We start from the raw sequence: 18088 nt of genomic DNA, 5'->3' as shown, positions 1-18088 counted from the left end.
TCTGATCAAAGGGGGTCTACTCGAGCAGCAGCTCCGACAGGCGCTTGGCATTCTTGATCGCATGACCATCACGATCATTGTTGAAGTAAGCCCAGACCGTTTTCGCTCCGCTTTGGCGGATGCGTTCCGCCCATATCCTCAGTTCGGCGTCACTGTAATCGTGCCTATACCATTGATATGGCCCGTGAAACCGCACATAGATGTCATCGCAAGTCTTCACGAGGGCGTCGGGCAGCCGAGGGCCACTGCAGGAGCAGAAAATAGTTCCATTTTTCTCAAAAGCGTCGAAGACGTCGTCATTCCACCAACTCTTGTGGCGGAACTCCACAACGTTTCGACGGGAAGGGTCAAGCTGAGCCAGTATGGTGTGCAACATCTCGGCGGAGTAACGGACGCTTGGAGGCAATTGAAACAGAAAGCAGCCCATCTGGGGGCCGAGAACGTCGGCTATGTAGCCAAAGTCCTTGACCAAGGTGCTGGTGTCGTCGAAGCGCCTGACGTGGGTAATGAGCTCACAGACTTTGACCGTGTAAACAAAATTCGGTCCTGCTTGTCGCAGCCAATTCCTCACCGCGGCGATCGTCGGCCATGAATAAAAGGGCGCATTGAGCTCCACCGTTTGGAACTGCTGGGCATAGATGGGAAACCACTTGCTCGAAGGAATATCTGCCGGATAAAGCTGTCCTTTCCAGTGCCAATAGTACCAACCCGAGCAGCCGATATGGAGGCCGTGTAACAGGTCCCGCGGAATGGTGAGCGCGCCTCCATTCGTCCCCAGCGCCAATCTCAACGCATGCATCTTTTCGGCCCGGCCTATATTCGCAAGCCGCTGCCTCTGTCGGCGCTGCGCGCGACGGGCGCGACGTTCTGCAAGTTCTTCCGAAGAGCGCTCCACCATCTGACAATCCGCCGTTTTCCCTGGTCAGAAAGTCTCGAGACGGGATTTGGTCCCTGCTTTCCAAACACCTATCCATCTTTGCGCCATTACATCCGTGAAGCACGCGAACTCCGGGGCGGAGCATCATGTTTGTTTGCAATTTCTTGAAGAAATGCCTCGATCGTTTTGACCTGATGGAACAACTGATCCGCCAACGGCCTGTAAACATTGCGAAGAGGTGGCGTTGGTTCAGCTGACAAAAGGCCATTGTCGCAAGGGCGACCGTCATCCCAGCCCGCATGATTGGCAATAGGATAAAGACATACTGCCTCTATAGGCACTCCCCACATCATGGCAGCCCTGACTTCTTCGCCGACATATGCCAGCCAATCGGACCGGCGATCGCCTTCAGTACCCGTCTCTGCGATCAGCATTGGCCTGCCATATCGAGCGTAGGTTTCGACAAGAATTTTGCGGAATGGTTTGTAGAGAGGGTGTTCGACGTCGATCGTCGGGCCGCCGTGGATCCACTGGTTGTTATGGTAGTAGTTGACGCCGATGATATCGAGATACTTTTCCGCGCCTCCCAACTGGGGCCACAAGCGTCCCGAAATCATGTCCCAGGCTTGGTATTGTGCCAATCGATGGCCTTCAGCAGCAAGTCGATCGCCTGGTCGCTCGGGATCGGCCAAAACATTGATGGCCGGCTCGCAGTGGACAAATCGGGCCCGAGGCTCGACCTCAAGAATAGCATCCATCGCCGCGATCGAGGCGCGCGCAAGCTGCACCTTGAGCTCAAAGCCCCTGCGCCCTGCCCAAGGGTTGAGGTAAGCAGCATCTCCACCCGCCCATGAAAAGAAAGAGATTTCGTTGACAGGCACGAAGAACGGCGGGGCCGCGATTTCGCTTCGCAGGAGTTTTGCGGCAGCCCCCGCAAAACGCGCAAACCGTCTCACAAATTCAGGCGACCATATATCGATATCATCGGGCCAGCCGTAGTGCATAAGATCCCAGATGACCTGCGTTCCGGTGGTGCGCGCTGCGCGCATTAACGGTAAAACACTGCTCCAGTCATATGTTCCGGGCAGTTGCTCGACCAGATGCCAGCGAAAACCATCCCGTACGCTGCGGATATGATGGCTCGCCAGCTGACGGTAATCATTTTCCGCATATTGTTCGTGTTTTATCGAGGCTATCATATCCAGGCGCCGACCCCGGCCCACCCCATCCCTTGGTCGGACGCGGTGGGTGGAACATTCAAAGCCTCCTTGGAAGAAAGACTGGAACAGTCCGGTCGGAGCGCACGGCGTCCTTTCCTCAAGGACTTCGTCAAAAAGCGCCTGCCACTGCGGAACCACCGCTTCGACGCTGTAAGTCTTCTCTACATGCAAACGCAACTGTAGACCGAAGCTGGCGCGCAACTCCGGCGATCCGGCAAGCATTGTGACGGCCTCTGCCACTGCTAGTGGATCGTCATGTCCGACAAAATAGCCAGAAAGGCCGTGTTTGATCTGTTGTCGTGAACCGTTGTCGGCCGTTGCAATGACCGGAAGGCAGGCGGCCCCAGCCTCAGAAATGACATGGGGCATGCCCTCATCCCGCGAAAGCCAGACGAACACGTCGAACGCTGCAAGCAGGTCCGCGACGTCGACCCGGTCACCCAGGAAGCTCAAGACGGCATCCAATCCAAGCTTGCTACACAGAGCCTTCAGATGCTGCGCATACTCGGGCATGAATGCATCTGGTCCTCCCACGATCACAAAGCGCATGGTGTGATCTTGTGCGTGAATAATCGCGGCCGCCTCGATGAAGGTCTCGACATTCTTTTTTGCATCAAGACGCCCTACCCACCCGACCAGGATCGTGTCGTCGTAGATGCCGAGTTGCCGGCGCGTTGCAGACCGCCGGCTCGGCTCGAACTCCTTGAGATCGACCATAGATGGGATCTCTCGGGCATCACATTCCCGCCCAGGCATTCGAGACGCGGCGGCGTCGCGAATGGAGCGACAGACACCCACATAGCGACTGGTCAAATGTTTCGGTCCGCTCAAAGCTTCCAGGACCAGGCCACCATGCTCGATCAACGGCGGGCGAATGTGCAGCCGTTCAAGTGCCGGGTAAATGTCTGCAACATTCTGACATGAAACCACCACGTCATAAGAAGGAATTTTGTCGGCGAGATAGGCAACGGTCTCTTCGAGCGACATGGAATAGGGCGCAGTGTCCACTTCGATGCCCAAAGCCCGCAGCTGCTGATGCGTCTGCGCGGGCATGCCGTCCTTGTGCAAACATGCGACCACATCGATTTTGTAGCGCGAACGGTCGATATTGGCCGCAAGAAGACGAACCTCGGTTTCCTCTCCTCCCACCACCAACCAGCCGAAGACGAAGAGGACGGTCTTGGGGCGGCATGATCCCGTCATGGCCCCACCTTGAAGACGATCTGCAAGAACTCAAACCTCCGCTGCAGCAGATCCGAAAGAAACTCCGGAGCATCCTCGAAGGGGATCACATGGGTGATCATGTGCTGTTTGATCAGTTCGCCCTCACGGGCCAACAGGTCGATTGTTTCGCCCGCAAGCCGGCGTTGGCTCCAATGCGATGAAAGACCGCGTGGAACACGATTGATCTGCGCGCAGCGTATGTTAAGGCCATTGTGGTGAAACTCCTCACCCAATCTCAGCCTGTCAGCTCCACCCTGATAAAATGCCAGGTCAATCACGCTCCCCTGGGGTCGTACGGCCTTGAGTGCGACGTTAAGGCTTTCCGAATGGGCCCGGGTCTGAAACACGATATCGGCTCCGCGGCTTGCAGCGCCGTCGTGCCAGTGCGTCTTCACGTGTTGCCAGGCGTGTTCCTCTGACATTGCCTGAATGCCCATCGCCTCTGCCTTTTCTCGGCGGAACTGTGACGGATCCGCGACGAGGACCTGGCAAGCGCCAAGGGTCTTGGCAAAGAGCGCTGTGAGCAAGCCTACGGTCCCAGCTCCGATAACCAATACGCGTCGACCGATGACACCGCACCCCAGGAAGGGCAGTGCCGTTCCGAACGCATCGGCATCGGCATGGAGAATGCCATTGGCAGCTATCGGGCCCATTTGTGCGACGAAGATGCCAAGCAACGGATCGATCGTGGTGGGAAGTGGGACGAGAAGGTCGCAAAACGGGTCGGCTACATGGCCGGTCTTGTGGGCGTAGGTTGCAGCGACGATATCGTTTGTTGCGTAGCCGGCGGCGTTCGTGTCTGCGACCCGTGCCACCTCCATGTAGCCTAGAAAGGGAACGGGATATGACAGGTCAGGTTCGTTCGCTATGAAAACCCCCCGCTCGCGGTCGAAGCGCGAGTGAAAGTAGGGGTTGGTGTTTTTGAGGAACGTTAACTCGGTCCCGGCCGAAAACCCGGTAAAGAGTGTGTCGAGCTGTACGTGACCGTCGGCTGGCGCCTCTTCCTCATATTCCAGGAAGTACATTTTGCCAGGGCGCTCGACGCCGAGGGATCTTATGGTGCGGCTGAACATCGGCACAATTCCTAAAAGTTGTGGAGGTCGATGGGCTGACCGGTTTCGGCAGACTTGCTCAGAGCTAAAGCAATGCGGTGGGTCGCGAGCGCCTCATGGTAAGGGCAACGAATGCGATTTTCGCGGCCCCGCACCGCATCGACGAAGTCGCGATCCTCCAGCCGCACCGGGTCTCCGTCGGCTCGGCGCACCGGCCTCCCCGCCCCGACATCCACCATGATGTCATGGTCTGTCAGTTCAATCGCCAAGCCATCTGCAAAGAGGTTCAATCCCATGTGATGCCCCCACTTCAAGGCACACGTGGACGCAATGTTTCCGATTGCACCTGTTGCGAATAAAAAGCTGGCCGTGCTCGAAGTGGCAACATCGAGATCAGGAAAGTCATCCCTTTTTCTATGCGTCGTCTGGCCGAATACCCGGACGATATCGCCGACAAGATAACGGGCGAGATCGACGATATGGGTCGTCTGTTCGACGGTTTGCCCGCCTGATGTCTCCTTTTTCCACCACCACTTCGGGGGTGGAGTCTGATCGAGCCAGTAGCCCGAAACAAGTTGCGCAGGGTTCTCAGCCAGGCATCGGCGCGCTTCCTCGACGGTGTCGAGGTATCGCCAGTGATAGCCCACCGCGGTAATCAGGCCGGCCGCAGCAATGCCCGCGGCGAGCTCCCTGGCAAGATCGAGATGCAGGCTGATTGGCTTCTCGACAAAAAATGGAATCCGAGCCGAAATGAGCTCTCGCTCGACATCGCCATGCGCAAATGGGGGGACACAGATATAGGCGGCATCCAGTTCCAGTTCGCCCAGCATCTGGGCAGAGGAAGTAAAGGCTCTGGCGCCAAATCGGCCTGCCGCATGCTGGGCCCGTTCGATGGCGGGATCGGCAAAGCCTACGAGTTGCACGTCGTCGAATTCCGCCAAAATATCGAGATGGCGGGACGCGATCCCGCCCACTCCAATAAAACCGATGCGCGTGCGTTTCATGGTTCGATGCTCTCTTTCGTTGGCGACCGCTGAATGGAGAACGGATCGGTAGATTTCTGCGGTCTCCTCGACCATCCGGGCTGCGGTGAATTGTTGCTTGAACCTTCGTCGCTGCGCCTCTCCCGTGCGAGCTGCCCCTGCCGGATCGGCTAGGACGGAGATAATCCCCTCAGCAAGCCCTTCCGGATTGCTGGGCTCGACAAGGAAGGGATGCTCGTCTCCAAGAGCGTCAATCGTGCCTCCGATCGCAGTCGCAACGACAGGGACCCCCACCGACATCGCCTCAAGAACCGCCAGCGGCAGCCCTTCGAACAGCGATGAGAGAACGAAAACGTCCGCCGATGCCAGCAGCGAGGCTATGTCGTTGCGCTGTCCTGCAAACAACACAGAGCGTTCAAGTCCGAGCTCTGCGACCAAATCCTTCACATTGCCGACTTCAGGACCCGTACCCACCAGTAGCAGCACAGCATTGGGGAATTGTTGCAGGACGCGAGGCATCGCCCTGACCAAGGTCAGGTGGTCCTTCTGCCGTGTGAAGCGCGCGATCGATATAAGGGTGTTTGATCGTTGGGAACCCCACTCAGACCGCACCTCGATGCCATCGCGAAGCGGTGGAATTCCGTTTCGGACAACCTTGATCTTGTTTGGATCGACGCTCTCATTGGGGAAAGTCGACCGCGCCGCGGGGGAGACGACAACCAGTCGCTCGACGAAGCCAAGGCCCTCGAAGAACGCCGCCTTCTGTTCTCCTTCGGTGAGGAGAAACGGCAAATGCTCCGTTCTGATAACCGGAACACCTGCGACTTTTCCGGCGTGTGCGAGCCCATGGCCTTCCCAGCCGATGCCTGCGTGAACATGAATAAGATCGGCATCGACCGATTTCAGCCACAAGCCGCACTCGGCGATGTCGTCGAACTCTTTGACCGCCAAGCCGAGCGCGAAGGCTTTCGAAGCAAGGTTGCCCTCGCATCCTCGCGGCAACACCATCGTAACTTCAAAGTGTTCGCTCAACCCCTCGCCGAGAATAAGCATGTGGGCACCCATGCCCGATGCATCGCAGCTATCGGTCGCAATGACGAGCTTTTGTTTTGGCTTCATGAGAGGGCTCATCGAACACCCGAGCTATGGTCCGCCGTGTCCCTGGCCGCAAATCGCTTGAAAGTCGAAAGTGCCTGACCCACAACCTGGTCCATGTTGTAGTAGCGGTAGCTCGCCAGTCGTCCGACGAAGGTCACATCGCTGCGCGAGCGTGCAAGAAGCGCGTACTGGTTGTAGAGCTCCTGATTTTCGGGCCTTGGGATCGGATAGTAAGGGTCTCCGGCTGAACACGCGTACTCGTGACACACACTCGTCTTAGGATGGACTTGCCCGGTGATGTGCTTGAATTCGGTCACTCTCGTGTAAGGAATCTCTTCAGAGGGAAAATTCACGACCCCGACGGGCAAAATTCGCCGCTGGTCGTAGGTCGTGTGTTCGAACCGCAGGCACCGGTAAGGAAGCCGACCATACTGATAGTTGAAGAACTCGTCGATCGGTCCGGTGAAGATGATATGCGTGCCGGGGAACTCATCCCGGACATCTCTAAAGTCGGTGTTGAGCCGAATATCGATGCGATCGCTATCCAGCATATTCTCAAACATCTTCGTGTAGCCCTCCTTTGGCATCGCCTGGAAGGTGTCCTGGAAGTAGCGATCGTCGGTGTTCGTGCGAGTAGGAATGCGGGCGGTAACTGCCTTGTCGAGTTGAGAAGGATCCAGTCCCCATTGCTTGCGCGTATAGCCCTCGAAAAATGTCCGGTACAAATCCAATCCGACCTGCGCGATAACGACGTCCTTCGAAGTGCGCACCCGGTCCATCGGCTCCGCCTTGGAGGCGAGGTACTGGGCAGCCGCGTCGTCGTCCTTCAAATCAAGTCCGTACAGCCCATTGAGGGTTGTGCGATTGATCGGTATCGGCAAGAGCTTGCCCTCTACATCAGCAAGCACGCGATGTTCGTATGGCCTCCACGCGGTAAAGCGCGAAAGATAGTCGAAGATCATTTCGCTGTTGGTGTGGAAGATGTGCGGGCCATATTTGTGAACAAGAACGCCATGTTCGTTGTAGAAATCGTACGCATTGCCTGCGATGTGGGATCGCCGATCGCAGACGAGCACATTGTGCTTGCCTTTGTTTGCCAGCCTCTCGGCAAGGACTGCCCCAGCAAAACCGGCGCCGACAATCAAAAAATCATAAGCACGGCGCTTAGATCTCATTTTTGCCGGTTTTCGCGAAATGGGCGATATCGAGCGCAGATTTGTTTCAGCCGCTTCCTGCACCAATCCGTCCATTTTCCGGTGAGTCTCATCCCATGAGACCGTCGACAGAAATTCATCGACGCCTTTCAGCCATTTTCCTGACCGGGGCTTTAAATTCATTGCGGCTTCGCATGCCTCAACGAATTCGCTCGCATCGGATGCAAAGAAGACCCCGCTGATGTCTTTGTATTGACGCACGACGTCGACAACCGGCGTAGTGACCACGGCAAGCCCGGCTGCCAGGTATTCCGGGGTCTTTGTCGGGCTGATAAACCGGGTGGCCTCATTCATGGCAAACGGCATTAGAGCCACGTTCCACCCAGAGAAATAGGCAGGCAGGACCTTGTAGTCCTTCTGGCCGAGGTAGTGGATGTTGGGTGCGCGAGGAAGATCCTCTTCCCTGATCTTGGCCACCGGACCAATGAGAACGATTGACCAGGACGGCCGTCGTGCCGCCAAGACGCTTATCAGTTCCAGATCAAGACGCTCATCGATGACTCCGCAAAAACCGAGGACAGGGCCAGCAAGATCCGCTTGGTCCGGTGGGCTGATCGGCACCGTGCGTGCCGACCGAAAGTGCCCCACATCCACGCTGGAGGGAAAGGGATGAATGTTGTCATGCAGGAGGCGCTTGGCGTCGTAGAGGCTATGGCCACCTGTGAAGACCACATCAGCCCGATGCATCAGCTCACGCTCCAGTTTCACCATATTTGCCGGCGCGAATCTGAAGTTGGCAAGTTCGTCCATGCAATCATAAACAATTGCGGCCGCGTCGACATGCCGGGCAAATGGAAACATCATTGGTGTGTAGAACCACAGGACTGGCTTGGGATGACCAACAAGGTCCAGAAGCTCGTCGAGCAATCCGGCCAAACCCGTGTTTCGTTGTGCCTCGGTCCATTCCCTGGGAATTCGGGGCCTAACGGATTTTACGGTCGTGCCCGCGAAAGGATGGATTTCCAGATAGGCCAGATGGTGGTCTGTCGCAATAAACTCTTCAAAGAAGTAGACGTGTCGGTCGCGAGCAAACCGCTTCATGAGGTGTTGTGGCCGCTGCACGACATAATCCCACCGCAGGTGTGAAAAACAAATCACCGGCGCGCGAGCATTAGAAGAACTCTCTTTTTTCTTCGGATCTGCGGTTAGAACATCCATACTCATTCCGCGCTGAGATGTTCGTAGGCCCGAACAACTTCAATTGACGCGCGCCTCCTTGTTTGCTGACTGTTCGGCTCGAATGAGCTGGCGAAGTTTCTTGATGGAGTGTGGCCAAGTCCAAGATCGGAGGACTGCGTCGCGCGGACTAAAGTCGGTAAGCCGCGACAACATCTGGGCAATAGCAATATGAAACTCGTCCGACGTTGCGGTCGCGCCGGTCTGCGGGGTTATGTATTGCTGGCCGCATCGCAGTTCGGCGTTGGCAAGTACAGGCAAACCTGCGAGCATGTATTCGGTGAGGACCGCCGGGGCCCCGTCATCGACCCCGCACACCACGCCCATGCGAGCGAGATTCATCAACCTGTTGACCTCCGCAAAGGAGACGCCTGGAGGTCCGACAAAGTCGACATCAATCTGCAATTCCGCCGCGTGTTGACGCAACTGATCCGATCGATCGCCGTAGCCGAAAACGCAAAGTGCGCGCACGGACTTCGGCATCTTGGCGAGCGCGTGAAACAGGACATCGTGACGCTTATAGGCTTGCGCGGCGGCTACATAAATTATGTCGTAAGGCTTGGCCCCCTCGATTGGGTAGAACATCGACGGTGCTGCAAATTCCGGACCGATCGGAAGGACCGCGGTGCGTTTGCCCGGGTGACACGCCTCGACCTCGCGGCTCTGCTCTTCTGATCCGGTCAGGATCAGATCGAAGTGGCGGCTCGTGGCGAAAGGGACCCGCAACGCCGGCGCGTCGATCGAGTTATAGATTTTGAAGCTGTTTCGACAAGCCTGCAGGATTTCCTCATCGACCCCTAGGCCCCAGACACAGAGAATATCCGGAGCGCCATAGATCTCGATATGAGCAAGCATGTCGTCCGACGAAAACGGAGGGGTGTTACCGTCGAGGTGGAACGAGCGCCGTGTCAGGAAGGAACTTTCTCTTACCGTTGGTGGGGGGCCGCTGGCCAGCCAATGGCTCCAGATCTCCGCCCGATCGACTAGGCCATCGGCTACGCAGGCAATTGGCATTCGTTCGAGATAGCTACCCTTTACCTCGACATTGTCTTCTGCGGTTGGCCGAGCAGCCAAATCATCCGCGAAAGTCGATGCCCAGGCCGCCAAGCGCTCTGACTTAGTCGGGACTGTTGAAACCGGTGGCCAGCCGTCCTGGAAATCACTGATGACGACAATCTTTCGCATTACTCACTTCGCACATCTACATTCGCGAACGTCTTGACGACCACCGCGTTTGGGGAAACGGAGTTGTATTTGTCAGGAATCTAATAGTCTCGGCTTGGAACCGCCGGGCACACTGTTTGTTCCAGTTTTGGCCAACTTAAATTTCCCAACCCGTCTATTCGGGACCACCGGTGTCAATCGAGTTCCCATTGGTGGCGCCGATTCTGCTCACGAAAGCCGAACTTCAAACGTCCCTGAACACGGGATCGTCAGAAGGAAAAAGGCATCTTGCAGAAAGAAAGAATGAGTTCACTGCGTCGCCGATCTTTGGCACTGCGAGTTTTCGACGCTCCTTTTCACAGAAACCGGAACATAGCCGGCGCCACAACGTTTGGTGTGGTCTGAGATCATGCGGATTGATGACTTGGTGACCCTCACCTGTGAACTGTTCAAAGAGTGAACTGACGTAGTTCAACTCGAAATGAGAGAAAGGCCACCAAATGGCTACCAAGACGAAAGTCCTGAGCGATCTCTTCCACGATACCCTCATGGACATCTATTTCGCGGAAAAGCAAATCCTCAAGGCGCTCCCAAAGATGGCACGGGCTGCGCGCTCTGAAGAAGGCAAAGCTGGCTTCCTCAAGCACCGGGACGAGACCGAAGGTCAAATCGAGCGGCTGGGGCAGGTTTTTGAGATTATCGGAAAACCTCTGCGGGGTAAGACATGTGAAGCCATCCAAGGCATCCTCGCCGAAGGCGAAGAAATCATGGAAGAGTACCGTGACAGCCCCGCCCTCGATGCCGGCCTCATCTCGTCGGCCCAGGCGGTCGAACACTATGAAATTGCCCGCTATGGGACGCTCAAATCATGGGCCGCCCAGCTTGGTCTCGATGAAGCCGTTCCACTGCTCGACGCCAATCTCCAGGAGGAGATCGCCACCGATCAAAAGCTGACGGCACTGGGCGAAGCTGCGGCAAACTTAAAGGCGTCCAAGCAGGCCGCCGAGTAGTCCAACTCGACATGGAGAAGCCGCCGTGAACGGCGGCTTTTTCATTCCGGCACAGGCAAGTGCGCACTCTCCGCGTAGTGACCCGGCCAATCAATTCGAAACAACGGAGTTCGCCCCATGGCCAAGAAATCTCAAGAAAAGTCGACCTTGAAGCAGCGGGAAACTGTGACGATCCATGATCAAAAGGTGCGCCGCTGGGAAGGAGGCGAGCTTCACCAGATCGCGGAAGACGATACGCCCGTCCTGACCACCGCTCAGGGCGGCCCCGTTGCCGACGACCAAAATTCCCTGCGCGTTGGGCCACGCGGTCCGCTTGTGATTGACGACTTTCATTTCCGTGAAAAGATTTTCCACTTTGACCATGAGCGGATCCCCGAGCGGGTAGTCCACGCTCGAGGCTATGGAGCGCACGGCTATTTCGAAACCTACGAGTCGCTCGCCGCCTATACCCGGGCTGATGTTTTTCAGCGAGCAGGTGAGAAGACACCGGCGTTCGTCCGCTTTTCCACAGTTGCCGGCAGCAAGGGGTCGTTTGATCTTGCCCGCGACGTCCGCGGTTTCGCGGTAAAAATCTACACCAAGGAGGGCAACTGGGACCTGGTAGGCAATAACATTCCTGTCTTCTTCATCCAGGATGCAATCAAGTTTCCCGATATTATTCATGCGGTGAAGCCCGAGCCGGACCGCGCCTTTCCCCAGGCGCAATCTGCCCACGATACATTCTGGGACTTCATCAGCCTCACGCCGGAAAGCATGCACATGATCATGTGGGTGATGTCGGATCGCGCGATCCCCCGCTCGTTCCGGTTCATGGAAGGGTTTGGCGTTCACACCTTCCGCCTCGTCAATGCAAAGGACGAGTCGACCTTCGTTAAGTTTCACTGGAAGCCGAAGCTGGGCCTCCAGTCGGTAGCCTGGAACGAGGCGGTGAAGATCAATGGCGCCGACCCGGATTTTCACCGCCGCGATCTTTGGCAGGCAATACAGTCGGGCAATTTCCCGGAATGGGAATTGCAGGTTCAGCTTTTCGATCAGGAATTTGCAGACAGCTTTGATTTCGACGTGCTTGATCCGACGAAAATCATTCCCGAGGAGGTCCTGGCGCCCCAGCCGATTGGACGGCTCGTCCTTGATCGCATGCCGGACAACTTCTTTGCCGAGACCGAGCAGGTAGCATTCATGACGCAGAACGTTCCGCCTGGCATCGATTTCAGTAACGATCCTCTCCTACAGGGGCGTAACTTCTCCTATCTCGATACGCAGCTGAAACGTCTCGGCAGTCCCAATTTTACCCATCTTCCGATTAATGCGCCGAAGTGTCCCTTCGCGCATTTCCAGCAGGATGGCCACATGGCTATGCGCAATCCGATCGGTAGAGTGAACTACCAGCCGAACTCCTTTGCGGAGGGGCCACGGGAATCGCCGATGAGCGGCTACCGGCATTTCCCCGCCGAAGAGACAGGGACGAAGGCGCGGCTACGGCCGGAGAGCTTTGCCGACCACTACAGCCAGGCTCGCCAATTCTACATCAGCCAGACCGCTCCCGAGCAACGCCACATTGCGGCCGCGCTGACATTCGAGCTGAGCAAGGTCGAAACGCCGGCTATCCGCGAACGGATGGTGTCCCATCTCCTCAATATCGACGAAACGCTAGCAACCGCCGTTGCCCAGAAGCTCGGCTTCCATTCGATGCCAAGCCCGGCTGATGCGGCCATGCCAACACGGCAGGATCTTGAACCGTCCCCAGCGCTCAGCATCGTGGAACGCGGACCGAAACGCTTCGAGGGCCGCAAGCTCGGCATCCTGATCACCGACGGTCTGGATGCAGCGTTGTTAAACGGCCTGACGGCGGCGGTCGCCAAGGAAAAGGGGGCCTGCGAACTTGTCGCTCCGAAGGTCGGGCGCGCTACGGCCTCGGACGGGACCTGGATAGAAGCACATCACATGATCGATGGCGGTCCCTCCGTGCTGTTCGACGCCGTCGTCCTGCTGACTTCGGCTGACGCCATCGACGACCTCGTAAAGGAAGCCACCGCCCGCGATTTCGTGGCGGACGCCTTCCAGCATTGCAAGTTCATCGGCTACGACCCCTCGGCGATGCCGTTGATCGAAAAAGCCGGGATCGCCGATGGCCTCGATGAGGGTACAATCGAGCTTCCAGGCGAAAAGGGAATATCCGATTTCGTCTCGACGCTCGGCAAGCTGCGCGTCTGGGCCCGAGAACCGTCGGTGAAGCTGGGTAAAGCGTCGTCGCCTCTAGACTAAGACTAGGCTCGCTGAGATCCCGCGCGCCAAACAAGGGACCCGGGCAAACCATCTGCTCTCCACCCCGAAGCCGGCAGGTTACCCGTTCAGCCTGACGCTTCCTCCGCCGCCGGACAGCGAACCGTCCGACGGCCATATCCTTAATTCGGGAAAAAGCGTCCGTGCTAGACGCCAGCGGGCCTCGCAGCCTCTCGCGGGAAGGTTGGTTTAAGGCGAGAGTCGCCCGCCGCCGGACTTTGCTTTGATCATCCACGGCGCAACCGCGGGAGTTTTCACGAGTATACCCTTCTTCTTCGCGAAGGCGCGCAGTGCGTCTCGCGCCACCTGAAGGGGCTTATGTCCGTCGTGGGCGAGGTAGCACGTCTTCAGGGTTGCGTCGTGAATGATGTCACGGTCTCCTTTGGACCACTCCTCAAGGAAATCGATCGCATCGTCTAGGTTTGTGATTTCGAGGATCAGATCCTTCCTTTCACGCAGGTAAAGTGGCCGGTCAAACATCTTCATTTGCATTTCTACCTCACTTAATAGCTGCGGCACCACCAACCTGTGGACCAGCCGGCGGGGCCGATCGGTGGAGTCGTCAGGCCCGCTCCCGTGAGAACGGGCCTGAACCATCGCTTTAGAAGTCCATGCCAGGGCCGGCCGGTAGTGCTGGCGCGGCGTCCTTCTTCGGCTTTTCTGCAATCATCGCCTCGGTAGTTACCAGGAGGCCAGCGACCGAGGCAGCATCCTGGAGCGCTGTGCGCACGACCTTGGCCGGGTCGATCACGCCCTGGGTGTAAAGATCACCGTATTCTCCGGTCTGGGCGTTCCAGCCGTAGGAGAAGTCCGTCTTCTCGCGCAGCTTGCCGACGATGATTGAGCCTTCTGCGCCAGCATTCTCAGCGATCTGGCGAACCGGGGCCTCGACCGCACGCCGAACGATCTCGATCCCAACCTTTTGGTCTCGATTGGCCGAAGGCAGATCGTCGAGCGCCTTGACGGCCCTCAGCAACGCGACACCGCCGCCCGGAAGAATACCTTCCTCAACGGCCGCTCGGGTGGCATGCAGCGCATCGTCGACGCGGTCTTTCTTTTCCTTCACCTCTACCTCAGTCGACCCGCCCACTCGAATGACAGCAACACCGCCGGCGAGTTTGGCCAGACGCTCCTGGAGCTTCTCGCGATCGTAGTCGGACGTGGTTTCTTCGATCTGGGCGCGGATCTGTGCGACACGGCCGTCGATATCAGCTTTGGCGCCAACGCCGTCGATGATCGTTGTGTTCTCCTTCTCGATCGCAACTTTCTTTGCCCGACCGAGCATGTCGAGGGTGACGTTCTCAAGCTTGATACCGACGTCGTCGGAGACAACCGTGCCGCCGGTGAGAACGGCGATATCTTCAAGCATGGCTTTGCGGCGATCGCCGAAGCCCGGAGCTTTGACCGCTGCAATCTTCAAGCCGCCGCGCAACTTGTTGACGACCAGCGTCGCTAGCGCTTCGCCCTCCACATCTTCAGCGATGATGAGCAGCGGCTTGCTGGATTGCACCACCGCTTCGAGAACGGGCAGCATGGCCTGAAGGTTGGAAAGCTTCTTTTCGTGGATCAGGATGTAGGGATCGTCAAACTCGGTCCGCATCTTGTCCGCATTGGTTACGAAATACGGGCTGAGATAGCCGCGGTCGAACTGCATGCCCTCAACGACTTCGAGTTCAGTCTCTGCAGTCTTGGCCTCCTCGACGGTGATGACACCTTCATTGCCCACCTTCTGCATCGCCTCAGCCAGGTAGCGGCCGATCTCCTCGTCGCCGTTGGCCGAGATGGTGCCGACCTGGGCGATCTCCGAATTATTGGAGATCTTGCGGGCGTTTGTCTTGAGTTCCCTCACTATCGCGTCAACCGCAAGGTCGATGCCCCGCTTCAGATCCATAGGATTCATGCCCGAAGCAACGGCCTTCGCGCCTTCCTTGACGATCGCTTGCGCAAGCACAGTGGCCGTAGTCGTCCCGTCACCGGCGAGATCGTTGGTTTTGGAGGCGACTTCGCGCAGCATCTGCGCGCCCATATTCTCGAACTTGTCTTCCAGCTCGATTTCCTTGGCGACCGAGACACCGTCCTTGGTGATGCGAGGGGCGCCAAAAGACTTGTCGATAACGACATTGCGCCCCTTTGGGCCGAGCGTCACCTTGACGGCATTGGCAAGAACATCGACCCCACGCAGCATGCGTTCACGGGCATCGGTATGAAACTTGACTTCTTTCGCAGCCATTTCCTTAACTCCTCAATAGGCAGCTAGTTGACTGATGGATTTATGGTGTGGGCTTAAGCTGCCTGCTTGCGCTCGACTTGGGCCTCGAGGACACCCAGGACGTCGCTTTCTTTCATGATCAGCAGGTCTTCCCCATTGATCTTGATCTCGGTTCCTGACCACTTGCCGAACAGAATACGGTCGCCTGCTTTGACGTCGAGCGCCTGGACTTGGCCCGCTTCATTGCGTGCGCCAGGTCCGACGGAAACGACTTCTCCCTCCTGGGGTTTCTCCTTTGCCGTATCAGGAATGATGATGCCGCCCCTGGTTTTCTCTTCTGAGTCAACCCGGCGGACGAGAATGCGATCATGCAGCGGTCGGAAAGACATGTTTTCCTCCAATGGACAAACACTATTGACGTTGTTCCCCCATCACCGGACCGGACAGTCCAGACGGGTGCAAAACCTCGAATGAGCGTCTTGCGCAAATCATCTGGTTTCACAATTTTTCGAATTCAAGGGGTGAAATCAAAAAAATCAGCACTCGCATCGTGCGGCTGCTAACATGCTGTAAAGGAACAACAAAGCCTCCTTGCCGTTTAGAATTTCGTTGATGACCGCGAACAATTGCGCCACCTTGGCGCTTGTTGAGGCAACGGAGATGAAACATGCGATATTCATCGGATTTCGAGCGTCAAATAAACGGCTACGGACTGACCACCGCGCATATCCTTTACCGCATTCCCGATTTCGAATCCGTTCTGCAGACCTATATCTGGCAGGATTACGATCTTGCTCCCGAGTTTCCTGAGATGCAGAAATTCCTCGATTTCTGGCAAGCCAATCTTGACGGTCCGCTGCATTCCGTTCGCTATACGCATCACCATCTGATCGGCCCGAATGAATGGCGACGCGTGGATGGCGAGTTCCGACTGAACTGAGCCCTCTGTTGGGGTTTTGAGTCTGCAGATGCAGTCGTTTAAAAACGTCGAAATGCGCACGCGATTTTTTTTGTTATGGGCCCTTGAAACTGCGGTCCATCCTAACCAAATCGCTTGCCGCCAGCCGCTCGTGTAGGGCTGGCCTTGCTGGAAGCGTCGTCTTTCGGCGCTTCCGTACCCATGTTGCTCAAGGAGGATATGGTTATGGCAACAACTTACGACTACGCACCACTGTTCCGTTCGACTGTCGGGTTCGACCGGCTCTTCCATTTGCTCGAAAACGCGCAGCGCGCTCGTTCGATCAGTGATTGGCCTCCCTACGACATTGCCAAGACCGGTGACGATAGCTACCGGATCTCGATTGCGGTGGCCGGCTTTACTCGCGACGATCTCGATATCACGTTTCAAACCAATCTTTTGACGGTCGTCGGCAAGAAGCAGGAGACCTCTTCCGAAGCCTATCTGCATCGCGGGATCGCCGGCCGACCGTTCGAGCATCGGTTCGAGCTTGCCGACCACGTCCGAGTGATGGGCGCGGATCTGAACAACGGCCTTCTAGAGATCGATCTCGCGGCCTTTTCGTCGCCTTCGCCGAAAGGCACCATCTTCTAGCGCCAGCGATGGATGCGAGCATCCCATCTGCGCCGCCGGCTTTTGAGATCGGCACCGTGCCTGGCGCGGCCGTTGAAAAGTCTTTGTATGGCATCAAGGCGAAGGGAGATCACCATGCTTAATCCCGAACTACTGCTCATGGCACCCATCTCGGTTCAGATGAAGGACGGCACGCGGCAGGTATTTGCGTCTGTCAACGACGTTCTCGATTTCCTGGAAGGCGAATGGACTATTTATAGAGGCCGCAAGCACAATAGGGCGGTTCAAACATGTCGTCGGGCGCTTAACCGAATGACGCCGGTTGCCATCGCCCGCGAAGCGTTCGTTGAGGCCTGCCGAGACGCTGGAATGTCGACAGATGCCGAGCGGCCGTTCGGCGCCAAACCCGATGCTGGTGGCCACCATTCCCCAATTTAGAATGTGATAATCCGGGCAACCCGAAGCGCCCGACTCCCCACTTCTCGAGGCCGCTCGTGCGCCAGACTGCTTTAGCCGCAGGAGTGGCATGTGAGAGACGAGGGTCATCGACCCGGTCGCCGACGCGACCGGGTAGGAGACGAGAAATCAACCTCCGTAGAAACCAGTCAGAACCCTCGTACGAGCGGAGTGGCTTTTGGGCACCTCTGCACGATTCCTTACCTCGCCCCGACAGCAGCTGGACGGGGCGACTTCGGTTGCAGAGCAGAGCTGTATCCGTCGCCGCTTGTCAAACCGCGTTGGGGAATAACTGGTTCCAGCCCTCAGCAAGCGACAGGTCGTTCGAGCAGAGAGGGCCGGCGAGAGTGGGGGGCTGCACCCGTCTCACATCGATTGACGGCTCTGCTTGATCGATAGGTCAGTCCCAAGCAAGGGACCTCTTGAGTTTGAGCCACCCATCTGTCGTGCACGGTTCGACGAGTACCGCTGGTTCCCGAGCCGCGCCGGTTCGAAATGAAACTGGCTGGATCGTCGAGTGGCTCGGAACGTCGACCGACGTCCACGAGATGCGGGAGTTGTGGGCACATCAGAAGGTCCTCGTCGCTGAAC

Annotated in this window: 12 protein-coding genes and 1 pseudogene; 5 read left to right on the top strand and 8 right to left on the bottom strand. The window is 57.2% G+C overall.

Annotated features, from left to right (window positions below):
- Window positions 1-16: 16 nt before the first annotated feature.
- From FA04_RS33920 to FA04_RS33900, 5 genes and pseudogenes are all read right to left on the bottom strand, one after another.
- The gene (locus FA04_RS33920; RefSeq protein WP_034800004.1) at window positions 17-898 is read right to left on the bottom strand and encodes a DUF72 domain-containing protein; all 882 of its coding nucleotides are present in this window, start codon (window positions 896-898) and stop codon (window positions 17-19) included.
- 86 nt (window positions 899-984) lie between these two features.
- Window positions 985-3300: a glycosyltransferase family 4 protein gene (locus FA04_RS33915; protein WP_034800003.1), complete on the bottom strand. Its 2316-nt coding sequence runs from the start codon at window positions 3298-3300 to the stop codon at window positions 985-987.
- A pseudogene (locus FA04_RS33910) lies at window positions 3297-6475 on the bottom strand (glycosyltransferase). Before FA04_RS33910 ends, FA04_RS33915 begins: the two are co-directional and overlap by 4 nt.
- A gap of 8 nt (window positions 6476-6483) precedes the next feature.
- Window positions 6484-8826 carry a UDP-galactopyranose mutase gene (gene glf, locus FA04_RS33905; protein ID WP_034800036.1) on the bottom strand — a complete coding sequence of 781 codons (2343 nt, stop codon included), beginning with the start codon at window positions 8824-8826 and terminating at the stop codon, window positions 6484-6486.
- A gap of 39 nt (window positions 8827-8865) precedes the next feature.
- Complete coding sequence (locus FA04_RS33900) at window positions 8866-10029, bottom strand: glycosyltransferase (protein WP_167550738.1); 1164 nt, start codon at window positions 10027-10029, stop codon at window positions 8866-8868.
- Between the two features lie 479 nt (window positions 10030-10508).
- Here FA04_RS33900 and FA04_RS33895 point away from each other — a divergent pair, with 479 nt between their 5' ends.
- Entirely contained in the window at window positions 10509-11018 is a 510-nt protein-coding gene (locus FA04_RS33895) for a YciE/YciF ferroxidase family protein (RefSeq protein WP_034800002.1), read from the top strand.
- A 117-nt stretch (window positions 11019-11135) separates the two neighbouring features.
- Window positions 11136-13283, top strand: a complete 2148-nt coding sequence (katE, locus tag FA04_RS33890) for a catalase (protein ID WP_051659524.1) — start codon at window positions 11136-11138, stop codon at window positions 13281-13283.
- A 207-nt stretch (window positions 13284-13490) separates the two neighbouring features.
- On the opposite strand, the gene FA04_RS33885 is transcribed toward katE, so the two are convergent.
- The 3 genes from FA04_RS33885 to FA04_RS33875 form a co-directional block, all read right to left on the bottom strand.
- Window positions 13491-13793 carry a DUF982 domain-containing protein gene (locus FA04_RS33885; protein WP_034800001.1) on the bottom strand — a complete coding sequence of 101 codons (303 nt, stop codon included), beginning with the start codon at window positions 13791-13793 and terminating at the stop codon, window positions 13491-13493.
- Between the two features lie 109 nt (window positions 13794-13902).
- On the bottom strand, window positions 13903-15531 hold the full coding sequence (gene groL / locus FA04_RS33880; RefSeq protein ID WP_034800000.1) for a chaperonin GroEL: 1629 nt from the start codon (window positions 15529-15531) through the stop codon (window positions 13903-13905).
- A 53-nt stretch (window positions 15532-15584) separates the two neighbouring features.
- Window positions 15585-15899, bottom strand: a complete 315-nt coding sequence (locus tag FA04_RS33875) for a co-chaperone GroES (protein ID WP_034799999.1) — start codon at window positions 15897-15899, stop codon at window positions 15585-15587.
- A 278-nt stretch (window positions 15900-16177) separates the two neighbouring features.
- On the opposite strand from FA04_RS33875, the gene FA04_RS33870 reads away from it, so the two are divergent.
- The 3 genes from FA04_RS33870 to FA04_RS33860 all read left to right on the top strand — a co-directional run bounded on the left by FA04_RS33870 (window position 16178) and on the right by FA04_RS33860 (window position 17479).
- Window positions 16178-16450 (top strand): usg protein, encoded by a 273-nt coding sequence (locus FA04_RS33870; protein ID WP_034799997.1) that lies wholly within the window; start codon window positions 16178-16180, stop codon window positions 16448-16450.
- Between the two features lie 204 nt (window positions 16451-16654).
- A complete protein-coding gene (locus tag FA04_RS33865; protein ID WP_051659528.1) occupies window positions 16655-17062 on the top strand; it encodes an Hsp20 family protein in 408 nt (135 codons plus the stop codon).
- A 114-nt stretch (window positions 17063-17176) separates the two neighbouring features.
- Window positions 17177-17479 carry a DUF982 domain-containing protein gene (locus tag FA04_RS33860; protein ID WP_034800027.1) on the top strand — a complete coding sequence of 101 codons (303 nt, stop codon included), beginning with the start codon at window positions 17177-17179 and terminating at the stop codon, window positions 17477-17479.
- The last annotated feature ends 609 nt before the right edge of the window (window positions 17480-18088 follow it).

It is taken from the genome of Ensifer adhaerens (assembly GCF_000697965.2).
GTDB classification, from domain to species: domain Bacteria; phylum Pseudomonadota; class Alphaproteobacteria; order Rhizobiales; family Rhizobiaceae; genus Ensifer; species Ensifer adhaerens.
The sequence above is the reverse complement of the archived record's forward strand: the minus strand, read 5'-3'. Positions and strand labels throughout refer to the sequence as shown.